Below are 15166 nucleotides of genomic sequence, written 5' to 3'. Positions count from 1 at the left end.
AACATCAACGATGAAAAATATAATATACACCTTTCTACTTGCTGTAGTTGTTTTATCGGGTTGTAACAAGGCCTTAGAAGATGATTCTACGCGGGCCGTGGGCGAAAAAAACATGTGGAATTCTGTTGAAGATGCACGTGCCGGAATTATGGGCGTTTATGCCCTTACCCGCTCGGCCTTATCAGATAACAATGGCCACTGGATTTACGGCGATGTAAGGCCGGCAGAATTTGCAAGCCCTAAAAGGCAAGATCTTAAAGCAATTATCGCTAATAACTTAAACGCTTCCTATCCGGTTGTAGAGTCGCTTTCTGATTGGACACGGTTTTACGCCATTGTTAACGGTGCAAACGTTTTTATGGAAAACGCGGCACATGTTAAGGAAAACGATAAACGCTACTCGGATAACAACATGACGGTTGATATTGCCCAGGCGAGGTTTTTAAGAGCTTTTGCTTATTTCTATATGGTTCGCATTTGGGGCGATGTTCCTTTCATTATTTCCTCAAACGAAGGCAAGTTCGAAAATAAGCCACGAGAAAGCCAAGCCAAGATATTGGCCTGGGTTGAGCAGGAAATGTTAAGGGCTGCGGCCGATCTTCCTTTTGTTTACAGCGGCAACGATGTACAACAACCGGGCAACTATTACAATGAGGACCGAAACCGCTGGGGTGGTGCGCTGGCAACCAAGGTAACTGCTTACGCTGTTTTGGCCCATGTTGCCGCCTGGAATGCCGATTACCCGAGCGTAGCCAAATACGCCAAATTTGTTGAAGATAATTATGGCAAAACGGGCGGTGGGTACACTTCGGTAACTGATTTAAGTAACTCAAATGGCTTTTTCTATAATAAGAACAACCGCCAGATGTTTGGCTTTAACTCCGATTACGGCCATATTGATGGTGCGGCAACGGGTCATATTGAGGAATTGACGCTTGCAGAGCCAATTTTGACCAAGTCCGTTCCGGATATTTATCTGCCAAAAGATTCGATATTAAAGTATTTCAATTTAGCCAAAGATGAAAGGTTCGCTATTGATACACTGGGCGAATCTAAGTTCGACAGGTATTTTACCAACCTCAACGGAAAATACCCAATTTTTAGCAAAATAAAGGTGATTCAAGGTGGCGGTACCGACCCCAACTTCAGGTATTTTACCAGTGCCTTAATTTTTACACGCCTGGAAGATATTGTGCTGCTGCGTGCAGAGGCGTTATCGGTTTTAGGCGATCAAATTGGCGCACTCAACGAATTGAACAATGTAATTACCAGACGTATTACTGCCGATAACGATTCGCCGTATAGTACGAGCGACGATTTGATCAAAATCATTTTTGAAGAAAGACACCGCGAATTGCTTGGCGAGGGCCATCGTTGGTATGACCTGATCCGTTTAAACAAAATCAGACAGAACGATGCCAGGTTTATGAACCTGATCAACTCCGGAGGTATTTACTGGCCAATTTCCCGTAAGCTTTTATCGCAAAATAGTTTATTAACCCAAAACCCTTATTGGCGCTAGTGTTATGTTAATCCTAAAATGCGCTAATAAATGTCACCCTGAGCGGAGTCGAAGGGCAAATGCACGAGGCTTCGACTAAGTTTATCTTGAGCGAGGCGAAAGGCTCAGCCTGACAAAGCAACATTAACATAACACTAAATAATGCATGATATGAAGAATTTTATAAAATATGTGGGCGGGGTATCGCTACTGTTGATACTCGCCGTGGTTTATTCGGCCTGTAAAAAAAATGGAGGCTATTACGATGCCCAGGATCAGAATGTTCCCTTTGCAGGAAACACCTACGAATATTTGAAAAGTAAGCCCGGGGTTTACGATTCGCTGCTTGTGGCCATCGATAGAATGGGGCTTAAACAAACCCTTACCGATAGTAACATCACGCTATTTGCCGTAACCAACCCCAGCTTTCAGCTGGCTTTAAAAAATTTGAACACGTTGAGAAGACAGTCGGACAAAGATCCGTTGTTCCTCGCCAATATTGATGGCGTACAGTTAGATACCATGGTTTCGTATTACATCATCAGGGGTAAAAAACCGACAGACTCTTTGAAACTTCAGGATGGTTTGAATTTAACGAGCGTAAAAGTGGGTTACCCAATGCACGCAAAATCGATCAGAGGTTCGGCAAGTGGCCAGGTTGGTGCAGGGCCGGAGGTAATTGAGTTCAGCAACACCAAAAAGAGCCAGTTTGTTAGAAACTGGGCTACAAGTACTACAGCATCGAACAATATCCAAACTAAAAACGGCATTGTGCACGTAATCAGCCCCGATCATACCTTCGGTTTTGATGGTTTCGTTACCCGCTTAACGTTTGTTCCGCCACCGCCAAACTTAATGGTTACCGTGGGCGGTACGTTAACTACCAACCGCGAAAACGGTGGAGGTATTACCAGTGGAGAGAGCTCGAGAAAGGTAATTGATGGCGATGACCACACCAAATTCTTATGCGATTTGCAAGGTTTCTTAACGATGACCTATAAGCTTAAAACACCTGAAGTTTCTTCAGTTTACACCTTGATTTCGGCAAACGATTTTCAAGACAGAGACCCTAAAGCGTGGACTTATGAGGCATCGAACGATGGAACAAACTGGACTGAATTGCACCGTGTAAGCAACTTCTTTTTTGAAGAACGCTATCAGCAAAAAGTTTTCAGGTGTACCAATACAACGCCTTACCTGTACTACCGCATTAATATTACCGAGTTAAGAAATGGTAGTGTATTCCAATTGGCAGAATGGACAATTAATAAATCGAACTAGAAGATGGAATACAGAAAATATAAATTCAAAAAACTTATGAAGTCAATCGCTAAAAAAGATCTTCTGTTTATGGTGCTTGCGTTCGTTGCATTTAGCGGATGTAAAAAACTCTATGATTTACCTGATGAGAAAGATTACCTAAGTAATAATGTAAATTTTAGCAACAAGGTGTTGGAGCCGATTATTGGCCGTAACAATTTAATTGGTGGCTTTAATAGCGACAATTCTACAGCTCCGTTAACGTTCGAGATTGTTAATCCGCGTTGGGGCGATGGACGACCATTAACTGATATTTTTCAGAAAGTGCCAACTTATGTGTGGACTGCTCCTTATACGGGTTTAGAAACTTCGCTTGCAGAGATTGAAGCGAAACGTAAGATTGAAGAGCACCAGTTATTTGAGATGCGTTCGTCGGGCGAGTTCATTTTGTGGGCATCGGCAACGAATCAGTTAATCTCACCCCGACCAGCTGACAGTACAAACTTTGCGCAGGATACCCGCTTTTTTGATGTTAAGGTCAAAAATACCGGTGGTGAGCGGTTAATTAAGGATTTCCAGATCAGACCTTTCAGAGAGCGCCCTTACGAGCCCTCGAATGATATGAACTTATATACCGGCCGTCCTGCTCCCGATCCGAAGTTTCCTTTAGATCCAAAACTGAGAGATTATATCCGCCCGGGCTTATCGAACGTAATCGGCGTAACCTCAAACCAGGCTTTAGTTAGCAATAACGATAAAAAAGACGTTGTAGCTTACATCCGCCCCTTTACAGGTGGTAACGGTCATTCGCTCCGCATTAAGGTATTGAACAAAGATTCAGTAGAAATTAACCCGGCGTTTTTCAACGAAACGGTTTGGGATAAGATGATCCACGGTTTCAACATTCAAAAAACCGATAAATATGTTCAATACGATGTAGCCTATCCCATTCCGTTGGTAGAAACGCCAACATCGTATGCGCCGGGAGGTTCGAGGGCCAGAGTGCTGTTAAATTACTCACGAGGTGCTTTTGGTGGTGGACGTACTGTTGCAGCCATCAGTCTCGAGTTTGCCATTTACAAGGCTGGCGACTGGGAAATTGTGTTTCACTTTAAAAATGACAATCCAAAATTCGCAAGCGAGTAGTAAACATTTAAGGCAATTATTATGAAAAGATATATACTATTTTATGCTGTACTTATTGTGTGCATAATTTGTGGCACAAGTGCTTATTCGCAACAAAAAACCATGATTTTAAGTGGACGGGTTGTTGATAAGGAAGCAAAACAAGGCGTTCCGGGTGTTTCTGTTATTTTAGAAGAAACCAATAAGGGTTTAACGCAAACCAATGGCAACGGCCAGTTTTCGGTAAACGTACCGGTTGGCTCAACACTATTATTTAAGTTTTTAGGCTACAATACCCAAAAATATAAGGTAACCGGAACCAACAATGTTACTATTACCATTAGCGAAGATCGTACGGCGTTGGATGATGTAATCATTGTAGCTTACCAAAACCGATCGAAGCAAACCACAACCGGATCGTCGGTAGTGATCCAAGCCAAAGAGGTTCAGGATATTCCGGTATCAAACGTAGAGCAGTTATTGCAAGGTAAAGTTCCGGGCTTAAACATTCAGAACAACACTGGTGCGCCCGGCTTTAGGGGTTCTGTGCAGGTGCGTGGTTTATCGAGTTTGAGCATCGCCGGTAGCGGTAACGAATCGTTTTTGCAACCCACATCGCCATTATACATTATTGATGGGGTGCCTTTGGATGCAGATAAGGCCGCAGAATTCGGTTTCCAAACCCAGGGCCCCGGGGTAAGCCCGCTTTCGCTGATCCCACAAGAGGATATCGAAAATATCCAGATCTTAAAAGATGCGCAGGCCACATCAATGTACGGTTCGAGGGGTGCTTATGGGGTAATTATCATCACTACAAAAAGAGGTAACTCTAAAGTGCCGCGTATCAGGTACGTAACCAACGCCTTCGTAAATGCACCGCCAAAACTTCGCGAAACACTGGGTGGAAACTCTGAGCGACAGTTAAAAATTCAGCAAATTATTCTCAATGCGCAAAACGTAAACGATATCAGGGCAATTTCGACAACGCCATTTTTGGCCGACAGTTTAAACGCGTATTGGAACAACTCTACCGATTGGCAGGATGTATTTTTCCAAACTACTTACAACCAAAGTCATAACCTCGCCTTAGATGGTGGCGACCCTCGTTTTAATTATAAAGCAAACGTTGGTTACTATACCGAAAAAGGGGTAATTAAAAACACGGGTTACGACCGTTATAACCTGAACATGAACATGGAATTTAAGCCAAACGATAAATTCAGGTTCTTCGGTTTTATCAACGGTTCGGTGGGTAAGCAGAATAAGGGTAACGGCGTAGGCTTACTGCAATCGGGCGTTGCAGCAAACGGTCAGGCATCCAGTTTGTTGCCTCCTCCATCGTTTTACCAGGCATCGGGCGGTGTATTATCCGCTTTGCAAACCCTAAACGATAACAATTCGCGAAACTTGCGAACCAACGTGGAGGCCCGCTACGAATTTATTCCCGGTTTAGCCGCAACATCAACCTTAAGTTACGATTATACATCAGATACCGAATCGACCTTTACGCCCGCTGCGGCAAACGGTCAGTTTTCGAAACTTTACGATTATGTAGGCAGAAACTACCAGCTTTACAATCGTAACGGTATTACTTATGCAAAAACATTTGGCGAAAAGCACAACGTTTTCGTAAACACCTTTAACGAGATTTATAAGCAAGGTGCACAGGCGGGCATCACGCTTCAACAAAGAACCCCGAACGATCAGTATCAAGGCCCCGTAGGTTACGATGCCTTTTATTCGAGAGGTGGCGGTGTGTTGAGCAATTACAGAAACGCAACCATTGCATCGTTTGCAGGTTCAGTTTCTTACGATTACGATAAAAAATATGTAGCTGAGTTTTCTTACCGTTTAGATGGTACCTCATCAAGTGGTTTAGAAAATCCATACTCTAAAAACCCATCAGTTGGTTTAAGGTGGAACTTTAACAAAGAAAACTGGTTGGTAGATATGAAATGGTTATCGTACGGTAGTTTAAGGCTAACATGGGGGCAAAATATCGTTCCGACAGGTAACCTGCAAAGTATTTACGGTATTTATAACCTTAACGGAAACTTTAACAACAACCCAACCATTGGTATCAATTACGATTTAATTCCCAACCCGAACTTAAAACCTACCACAACCAGTCAGTACAACCTTGGTTTTGATTTGGGCTTGTTTAACGAGCGCATCTCCTTAAACTTCGATACCTATTACAAAAAAGTAGATAACCTGTTATTTGATCGGTTTTTATCAAATAGTACAGGTTTCAACAAGCTGGCCAGTAACGATTTGGGTATTGCCAACTACGGTACTGAGGTCATGTTGACTTTTAGGCCAGTGGTAAAGAAAGACCTTGATATTTCGGTGTCAGTAAACGGTGCCATTAACCGCGATGTGCTTTTAAAGCTTCCCGAAGAATATAACGGGCAGTACATCAGGTTTGATGGTTCTGGTTACCTGCAACACATCGTATACCGTGTAGGCCGCAACACGTTATCCAATTATTTAAGGATAAACCAGGGCGTTTACCGCACCGATGCCGATGTGCCAACCGATCCGGTTACTGGAAAAAGATACCAATCAAACGGACAGTTTTTCCTGGGTGGCGATCCGATTATGAAAGATGTGAACGGCGATTACATTTTAGATAGCCGAGATTACGAAATTACAGGTAACTCGCAACCATTAATTACCGGCGGTATTTCTACCAACATCAGGTACAAAAACTGGGGCTTAAACGTATACGCAACCTATACCGCCGACAGAACGATATTGAATAATGCACTGGCCGATCGGATTGGAATTATGCGTAATCCTTTCTCGCAAACATCAGTTGTACCGTTAAACGACCTGAATATTTGGAGAGCACCCGGCGACGTTGCAAAATACCCATACCCTTACGATTACAAACGGTTTGATCAGATTCAGCCATTAAGGGCCGATCAAACCTTATGGCAAGAGAGCGGAAGCTATTTAAAAATCAGCAACGTAACAGTTTCTTACATGTTCGATAAAAAGTTTATCAAGCGGTTTGGCCTTAACCAGCTCAGAATTTACGGCTCAACAAACAACCTGGTTACCTTTTCAAAATACAGCGGACCAAATCCTGAAAACGTAACTACACTCGGACGCGATATTTCTACAGGCTATCCTGTGCCACGTACCTATAACATTGGTTTGAACTTAGAACTTAACACAGGCAACTAATCTACATTATTATGAAAAAAATTATCATTTACACCATAATTCTTGCAGCCACATTTTGCTTGCCTGCTTGTAAAAAGTTTTTGGATATTCAGCCTCTGGACAAACTTACCGGGAACAACTTTTTCCAATCGAAAGAAGACGTTGTTGCTAACATTTACAACCTATCGCGAATTGTTTTCGGCAAGTACAACGAAACGCACTTTATTGGTGCCACGGGCGAGTATCGTTCGGGCGAGGTGATGTACGAAAGCCAGTCAGACCACGCACCTGCACGTTCGTTTGTGGAGGCGCTGGGCAGAAACGATTTATTGTATTTGTTAAGTGGTGGCGTGCCATGGGTTACAGATATCAACTATAACTTTAACCGCATTACCGATTGGACAGGATATTATCAGGCCATTCAGGGCGCCAACATCTTAATGGCTAAGCTCGATGAAGGAATCCCCGGCGTAACAGAAGCAGAAAAGCAATCTTTTAAGGCCGAAGCAGCATTCATTCGCTCGTTAAGTTACTTTATTATGGTGCGCTTGTTTGGCGATGTGGTGTATTATACCGATCCTTTCCATGCAACGGCCCAACCCCGCGAAAACTTCGTATCTGTATTAAATAAGTGTATTGCCGATTTAAAAACCTATAAAGATGCAATTGCCTGGACTTACAGCGATCCATCCATAAAAGGAGTAAGGGCAAGCAGGGGCAGTATTGTGGCCTTAATGATGGAGATGAACATGTGGAATGCTGGTTTTGATGCGGCCAACGCCGACAACTATTACAGAGAAACCGCTGCTTTGGGCAAAGAACTGATTGCAAGTAACGCATTTAGGTTAGTGCCAATAACCGATTGGGCAACTGTAGTTAAGGGAAGATCGGACGAGAGTTTGTTCGAGTTTTACCGCAGTATAAACTACGGCGATGCCAATACCAACCTTGCGCCGGTGGCCGATATGTTTTTGCATTATCCGTACAAACGCCCCGAATATACGCACCGTGTAAGCTTTGCCTATTACCGTGGCGAGTACATGCAAAAACTGTTTCAGGATGGTAGCGACAGACGAATTACCACCTGGTTTGACGAAAACATTTTTGCCGATAACGGCAAGTTCATGATGTTAAAATTTGCGCAAAATGCCTTTGCTACAGGAGAGGAAGATGCCAACCCCGATAACACCTTCATGATTTTTAGGTACGGCGGCGAAATTCTGTTAGCTGCAGAGGCAATGGCCAATATTGGCGAAGATGGCGATGCCATTAAACTTTTAAATATGGTTAGAGACCGTGCACAGGCATCGAGATATTCGGGCGGAGGGGGTTCGTCACTAAAAGACTTCATTTTTTATGAAAGATCGAGAGAATTGATCGGCGAAGGACACCATTATTACGATTTGGTGCGCACCAAACGGATATTGAGCAACCAGTGGAGTTACAATGTGCTTACAGCCGATAAATTTAATCGTGGCGCATGGACCTGGCCGCTAAACGCCAATGCAAGAAACAACAATCCTTTTGTTGTATTAAACGATTATTGGGTTAACGGTGGTAATTAAAATGATTAGAAACATTAAAGATATGAAAAAGCTAATAGTAATATGTGCCGCATTTTTACTGGTATTAAACGCTTGTAAACGCGATGAATATTATATAGATGGAGGTAAGGCAAACCCCGATTACCCCGGCAACATGTTAGAATACCTGCAGGCCAAAAAAGTTCCTTTCGATACCGTTGCGCAAATTGTAAAGCTTGCGGGTTTGGAAAAGCAATTTACTACTGAAGACTTCACTTTCTTTGCTTTCGACGATGACGTGATTAAGCGGACAATCGGTACCATAAGAACCGAGGGGCTCAACAGTTTCTTGTACTTTTCGGGTAAGGATACCGTGAAAACCCTCGATCAGATCTCGCCGGTAATCTGGAGAAAATACCTTCAGCGCTATATGTTTAAAGGCGCTAACCGTTTAAGAGATTACCCACAAATTGATTTGGGCTTAAGAACAATTTACCCCGGCGCATTGTATTACGATTATAACAACGACGTATCGAACATTGGTGTTGTATTTGGCGATGCAAATGGCGTTCGTTACATCGGGTACCGCCAGTTGTGGCTATCCTACATCCCCGATATTTCGAAGCCAAACGATAACTGGACCTCTATAGCCGTTGCCTCCTCGGATATTAAACCAACAAATGGCGTAGTACATGCACTTGCTTATACCGGCTCCTATTTAGGATTTAACCGTTACGAGTTTTACAACGATGTTTATACCACGGGCTTAACACCGAGCGCAACAACTACAGCAAAATAATTAGGTTACCTATAAAAGATTAGAACATGAAACAACTCAAATACATGCTAACCATATTTTTCCTAATTGCCCTGGTTATCCAGGGTTGCAAGCAGGAAGAAGAATTAGGCGAAGATCCCTACGGTGTAGGCAAACAGCCACTTGGCATTGCTATAAGCCAAACCGCACCGCCGGTACCCGCCGAGGGCATTGTAGGTACAACAGTTACCATTAAAGCAACAGGATTAATGCCGTACAAAGATCAGCTAAACCTGATGTTTAACGGCGAAAAAGCAGAAGTAGTAAATATTACCGCAACCGAAATAATCGCTAAAGTACCTGCTACGGGCAGTACCGGCAATATATCGATTGCCATTGGCGATCAACTGGTTGTTGGACCGCAGTTTACCGTAACTGGCCTCGTTAAAACCGACATTACCTGGAAAGCAACTGCAGGAACAAATGGTTATGTGAGCCAGTTTTACGAAATGAACGATGGCCGGGCACTCGTTATCGGTAGCTTTACCAATTACGATAACAAAGGTATTGTAACGCCGATTAACAGAATTGCAAGGGTATCGTTAGATGGCGAATACGACCGTACCTTTAGAACAGGCAGGGGTGCAAACGGAACTTTATCCCGCGTAATCGAAATAGGTGGCCGTTTTGTTATTGTCGGAGGTTTTACCGGTTATAATCAGCGTACAGAAAATATCAGCAACATTACTACTTTATTTCCAAATGGTGCCATCGATACGGTTTACATCAGAACCGAAAGAAGACCAACATTAACCGATACCATTACCCATAAATGGTTCCCTAAGTTTAACGGCGGTACCAATGCCTACATTAACAGGGTGTACGCCCACCAGGGAAAAATATTGGCTACTGGCGATTTCAGATATTATGTAAAGAGAGATTACCGCAAGGCAAATTACGATAACACCAGAGATACCGTTATTTTGGATAGTACCGAGATCCGTCAGATTTTACGTTTCAACCTCGATGGTTCGTTGGATAAAACCTATCGATTTAATACAGCAACCAACAAGGGTGGGGTGAGCGCCAACGGCCCGGTAGATACTTATATGCACACCGATGCGGCCAACTTAGAAAAATTAGTGGTGTTCGGCAGTTTCAGCACTTTCGACGATCAGCCTGCTTCGCGTATTATCCGCTTAACCGCCGCCGGAACGAAAGATGCAAGCTTTAACCCCGGTACCGGAGCCAATAATACCATCGGTTCACTTACCTATAATTCCACCACCAAAAAATACTTAATTACAGGTTCGTTTACACAATACAACGGAAAGCCCGCAAATGGTATAGCGCTTCTTAACGAAGATGGTTCGCTTGATGAGTCATTTACTGCAAAATCGTACGAAGGTGGATACGCCTATTTTGCAAGGCAGATTTCGACCGGCCTCATTGTGGTAAGCGGCGATTTTAGAAAGTACGATAACGTAACCAGAAATGGCTTTATGATCCTTACCCCAACCGGCGCACTCGCTCCCGGCTATAATGCAACCGGGCCATTCTCCGGCATTTTATCTGATGTTGTCGAAACCAAATCCGCCGATGGTAAAAAAGCCTTATTGTTGCTTGGTTCGTTTAACCGTTTCGATAACCAGCCGTACAACAACATCATGAGAGTTACTATTGAATAATAAAAGCCTAATAAAATATTAAACAAAGATGAGCATGACGAAAAGATATAAATTATTGTTTGGTGTAATCGCCACAGTAATTACAACGGCCATATTTTCTTGTAACAAGGAATTCGATAGAACACTTGCTGAAAAAGACGGTACCGATACCACACAGGTGAGGTATGGTGCCCGAAAAGTGCTTTACCTGGTGGTAGATGGCGCCAGAGGGCAATCCGTATCAACAGCAAACATTCCAAATATTAACGCATTGTTGCCAAATTCCATTTATAGCTGGGTGGCACTAAACGAGCCCGATGCAACACAAAATGCAACCAATTGGGCAACCATGCTTACCGGCGCAAAAAAAGCCAAGCATATGGTGGCTGATGATAACCTGACCAACAACAACCTGCAAAATTACCCCATCATTTTTAAACGCATAAAGGACATCCAGCCACAGGCCAAAATTGCGGCTTACACCTCATCTTCTGTTTTTCAAAAACTGACCACTGGTGCCGATATCAGTACCCTTGTAAATAACGATGATCAGGTAAAGGCTGCTGTAATCAATCAGTTGAATACAGATACAGCTTCGGTTATTGTTGGGCATTTTACCGATGTGGATAAAGCAGGTATGGCGAATGCGAACGGCTACGACAATTCGTTTCCTGTTTACAAAACCGCTATCGAAAAATTTGATAGCAGTGTAGGCGAAATTATGGCCGCACTAAAGAAACGCCCAAACTACCTTAACGAAGATTGGTTAGTGGTTATCGCATCAAGCGATGGCGGTGCTTATACGCTTCCGGCCAATACCGATGACCAAACCATTTTTAGCAAACCCGGTAATAATTCTTTCATCATTTACTACAGTTCAACCTATCAAAAACGAATTATTGTTAAACCATTTACCGGTAACAGGTATTTAGGTAAAACCGTAAAGCTGATTGATACAGGCATCAGAGCTGAAATTTCTGGTGCTGATGCAGCCGTTTATAATATAGACGATACCACCAAAATGACCATTGAGCTAAAGGTTAAAAAGAATCTGGATATTTTTAGGTGGCCGAGTATTTTGGGGAAAAGGAAGGAGTGGTCTAGCGGTCACCCAAGCGTGGGCTGGGTAATTTACCTCGAAGAAGCGTATTGGTATTTTGAATGGAGAGGTACAAAAGATACCGACTACAAACAATGCCGTGGCGGCGATTTAAGCAAAGGCAAATGGGAAAACCTTTCGGTTAAGATAGAGCAACGTGGCACCCAACGCTTTGTTCGAACGTATACAAACGGTGTATATAATAACGAAGTAGAAATTACCAATTCTGGTTCGCTGGCCAATTCAAATCCGCTTAAATTGGGTTATTTAAATGGTACTGGCCACGGCGTGCCCGATTGCTACGTTACCGATATTCGTTTCTTTAAGTTAAGCGTTCCAGAAAGCGTAATTGGTCAGTATGCCTGCGAAACCTCTATCGATCAGAGCCATCCATCCTACAACTATTTGGTAGGTTACTGGCCTGCAACCGATGGAAACGGCGATAAAATGATCGATCTTTCATCACAAGGGCACGACTTTACGCTAAAAGGAAAATATGTTTGGGAAAACTTTAACGATCTGATCTGTCCGCCATCAGCCAGCACTTTGGCCGTTTTGGTGCCGCAAACAGCAGATATTCCAACACAAGTAATAAACTGGTTAAAAATAGCCAACAAGCAAACATGGTCTCTTGATGGACGGGTTTGGTTAGATCAATAGAATATTGATAATATAATAAATATCGAAATGAAAAGAGTTGTATACTTAATAGTAATAGGATTAGCCACCATGGTGGGTGCCTATTCTTGCAAAGAGTCGCAAATAGAAGATTTATCCCAACCCGATCCGGCCAGCAGGAGCATAACCGGCGAAGGCATTGTGGTGGGCAACGTGTCCATCGATAATGAGTTTGTAAAAGTTCCCTTCAAAATCTCCTTATCCGGAGTTGCCGAAGAAGCTTTTCAGGTGGGCTTAACACTCAACAACGATACCGTTACCCAGCTGATTAATAATGGAACCTTAACCAATGCCATCTTAATGCCGTCGGCAGCAGTAGAATATCCTACGGTAATTAATGTGGCTTACGGTAACGATAGTGGCGAAGGTATTGCAATCGTTCGCCGATCGACGCTGGAACGTAACTTTGGCAAAAAAGTGGTTTTTGCATTAAAACTATCAGCGCCGGGCAAGGGCAACAAAATCGCCGGAGGTAAATCGACCATATTGGTGGTGATCAATACGCAGGATTTATTGAAATCCACCGATTTGCATTACCTTACATTAAACGGTGGCGGTACCTACAACGTGGTTTACCAGGGCACTTACATTGTTGGCCCGGCAGGAATAACCATTCCGCTCGTTGTAAGTCTGGCCAATTCGCCATCATCCGCATTTAATATCAAAATTAAAGATAACGTAGATACCATCTCAACCCTGGTTGCAGCAGGAACGCTTCCGGCAAACGCCATCCATTTGGCCGCAAAAGATTACTCGCTCGATACTTTGGTGCGTTTTAACACAGGCGCTTCCAGCGCTACCGTGAGGCTCTCCATTCCCTGGCCCGTTTTCGATGCCAACATTGCAGCAAATAAAAAGTTTGCCTTTGCCCTGAGTATCAGCGATGCAACAAACCATGTCATTCACCCAACAAATAGCAAGCTCATTGTTACGGTAGATCCGAATGTAAACCTCGATAACAACTCTTACATTTCAGGAACAGGTACCGGCCTAACCGCAAGGTATTACACCAACTACCAAATGGATCCTGATGATGGTCGTGCACCCTTTGTAACCAGAGTTGACGAGGCTATTAACTTTAGCGGCGACGGATGGCCGGACGGCGTTAAAAATTCGGCAGGAGTTTCGTTAAGCAGAGATAATTTCTCTACCCGTTGGACAGGAGAATTCCTTGCGCCTGTTCGCGGAACCTACACTTTCTACCAAACCCGTTGGGATGATGGTTCGAGGTTGTATGTTAACGGCGTGGCCCTCGTAAACGATTATACCACCCAGTGGGATAAGGATACCAGAAAGGGAACCATATTTTTAGAGCGTGGTAAACGTTATAAAATTGAAGCACACCACCGTGAAAACGTGGGTGGACAGCAGGCTTATCTCGAAATTGAGGTGCCCAACGTTTTAAGTAAACGCGTAATTCCAAAAAGCCAGTTATATCCTACACCATAAACATTTATTGATATGAAAAGTAATATGAAAAGATTATTAAGTGTGTTTTCGCTTTTGCTGCTTATCGTTGTGTTAACGGTAAAATGTAAAAAAGACGAAACCGTAGAGGTTGTGCAAGAAGTTGAGGAGCCAAAACCATTGGTTGCTTTTGACTACAAGCTGCCCGACCCGACAAAATTTTTAGAGGTGCAGTTTACCGCCACCCCGCAAAACTATAAGTCGCTGCTTTGGCAATTTGGCGATGACAGTACCTCCGTAGAGGTGTCGCCAAAACACGTTTATCGTTTTCCGGGTACTTATCATGTGGTACTAACGGCCAGAAACGGACAAGGCTACACGGCGGTAAAAGAGGTTAACATAAAAGTAGTAGACCCCACAATTAACTACGCAATTTGTGGCGAAAACTACATGAAAACCATTGGCGGTATTTTCTCGGTAAATTTAGAAGCCGGTGCCGGTGCCGATAGTGGCGAAGGCTCTAAAAAACTGGTCGATGGCGATATCAAAACCAAGTTTTTACAGGCTGGTTTCGATGGAACCCAAAGATGTACCTTCGAATTAAAAACGCCGCAGGTTGTAGGTGCCTATACGCTAACATCGGGCAATGATGCTGCAGACCGCGATCCGAAGTTCTGGATTTTGCAGGGCTCAACAGATGGAATTCAGTACCGCGATTTACATACGGTAACCGTTTGCCCGTGGGAAAACACCAATTCCGGAGCAAGTAGAAACCAAACTAAATTGTTCCATTTTGATAATTATGTGGCCTACAAATTTTACAGGCTATACATTAAGCAAACCCGATCGGCAAGGGTATTCCAATTGTCTGAATGGACGATTAATAAGAAACAGCCTTAAGCTACAGCCAGCCCTCCCCAAAAAGGAGGGCTTTTTTGTCGTGTGTAGTCATCCGATGAGCTATTGGATTTTTATTTG

Annotated in this window: 10 protein-coding genes; all 10 read left to right on the top strand. The window is 43.4% G+C overall.

Annotation, left to right across the window (positions count from 1 at the left end):
- Window positions 1–10 precede the first annotated feature (10 nt).
- The 10 genes from IZT61_RS10005 to IZT61_RS09960 all read left to right on the top strand — a co-directional run bounded on the left by IZT61_RS10005 (window position 11) and on the right by IZT61_RS09960 (window position 15088).
- Entirely contained in the window at window positions 11–1522 is a 1512-nt protein-coding gene (locus IZT61_RS10005; protein ID WP_230383931.1) for a RagB/SusD family nutrient uptake outer membrane protein, read from the top strand.
- 150 nt (window positions 1523–1672) lie between these two features.
- A complete protein-coding gene (locus IZT61_RS10000; RefSeq protein ID WP_196100996.1) occupies window positions 1673–2782 on the top strand; it encodes a fasciclin domain-containing protein in 1110 nt (369 codons plus the stop codon).
- 3 nt (window positions 2783–2785) lie between these two features.
- Window positions 2786–3907, top strand: coding sequence for a DUF5007 domain-containing protein (locus IZT61_RS09995; protein ID WP_230383930.1), 1122 nt, complete (start codon window positions 2786–2788; stop codon window positions 3905–3907).
- 21 nt (window positions 3908–3928) lie between these two features.
- Window positions 3929–7078: a SusC/RagA family TonB-linked outer membrane protein gene (locus IZT61_RS09990; protein ID WP_196100995.1), complete on the top strand. Its 3150-nt coding sequence runs from the start codon at window positions 3929–3931 to the stop codon at window positions 7076–7078.
- An 11-nt stretch (window positions 7079–7089) separates the two neighbouring features.
- A complete protein-coding gene (locus IZT61_RS09985; protein ID WP_196100994.1) occupies window positions 7090–8622 on the top strand; it encodes a RagB/SusD family nutrient uptake outer membrane protein in 1533 nt (510 codons plus the stop codon).
- A 22-nt stretch (window positions 8623–8644) separates the two neighbouring features.
- Complete coding sequence (locus IZT61_RS09980; protein WP_196100993.1) at window positions 8645–9379, top strand: hypothetical protein; 735 nt, start codon at window positions 8645–8647, stop codon at window positions 9377–9379.
- A 26-nt stretch (window positions 9380–9405) separates the two neighbouring features.
- Window positions 9406–11025, top strand: coding sequence for a DUF5008 domain-containing protein (locus tag IZT61_RS09975; protein WP_196100992.1), 1620 nt, complete (start codon window positions 9406–9408; stop codon window positions 11023–11025).
- 34 nt (window positions 11026–11059) lie between these two features.
- Window positions 11060–12763 carry an alkaline phosphatase family protein gene (locus tag IZT61_RS09970; RefSeq protein WP_196100991.1) on the top strand — a complete coding sequence of 568 codons (1704 nt, stop codon included), beginning with the start codon at window positions 11060–11062 and terminating at the stop codon, window positions 12761–12763.
- Window positions 12764–12790: 27 nt separating this feature from the next.
- On the top strand, window positions 12791–14230 hold the full coding sequence (locus tag IZT61_RS09965) for a PA14 domain-containing protein (protein ID WP_196100990.1): 1440 nt from the start codon (window positions 12791–12793) through the stop codon (window positions 14228–14230).
- Window positions 14231–14254: 24 nt separating this feature from the next.
- Entirely contained in the window at window positions 14255–15088 is an 834-nt protein-coding gene (locus tag IZT61_RS09960) for a PKD domain-containing protein (protein WP_196100989.1), read from the top strand.
- The last annotated feature ends 78 nt before the right edge of the window (window positions 15089–15166 follow it).

This window comes from Pedobacter endophyticus (assembly GCF_015679185.1).
Classification (GTDB): Bacteria; Bacteroidota; Bacteroidia; order Sphingobacteriales; family Sphingobacteriaceae; genus Pedobacter; species Pedobacter endophyticus.
Note: the sequence above shows the minus strand (reverse complement) of the source record. Positions and strands in the feature narration are given on the sequence as shown.

Coding starts and splice junctions, on each gene's coding strand:
- IZT61_RS09990 (WP_196100995.1), top strand. CDS start 3,929: ATGAAAAGATATATACTATTTTATGCTGTACTTATTGTGTGCATAATT.
- IZT61_RS09985 (WP_196100994.1), top strand. CDS start 7,090: ATGAAAAAAATTATCATTTACACCATAATTCTTGCAGCCACATTTTGC.
- IZT61_RS09995 (WP_230383930.1), top strand. CDS start 2,786: ATGGAATACAGAAAATATAAATTCAAAAAACTTATGAAGTCAATCGCT.
- IZT61_RS09980 (WP_196100993.1), top strand. CDS start 8,645: ATGAAAAAGCTAATAGTAATATGTGCCGCATTTTTACTGGTATTAAAC.
- IZT61_RS10005 (WP_230383931.1), top strand. CDS start 11: ATGAAAAATATAATATACACCTTTCTACTTGCTGTAGTTGTTTTATCG.
- IZT61_RS10000 (WP_196100996.1), top strand. CDS start 1,673: ATGAAGAATTTTATAAAATATGTGGGCGGGGTATCGCTACTGTTGATA.
- IZT61_RS09960 (WP_196100989.1), top strand. CDS start 14,255: ATGAAAAGATTATTAAGTGTGTTTTCGCTTTTGCTGCTTATCGTTGTG.
- IZT61_RS09970 (WP_196100991.1), top strand. CDS start 11,060: ATGACGAAAAGATATAAATTATTGTTTGGTGTAATCGCCACAGTAATT.
- IZT61_RS09975 (WP_196100992.1), top strand. CDS start 9,406: ATGAAACAACTCAAATACATGCTAACCATATTTTTCCTAATTGCCCTG.
- IZT61_RS09965 (WP_196100990.1), top strand. CDS start 12,791: ATGAAAAGAGTTGTATACTTAATAGTAATAGGATTAGCCACCATGGTG.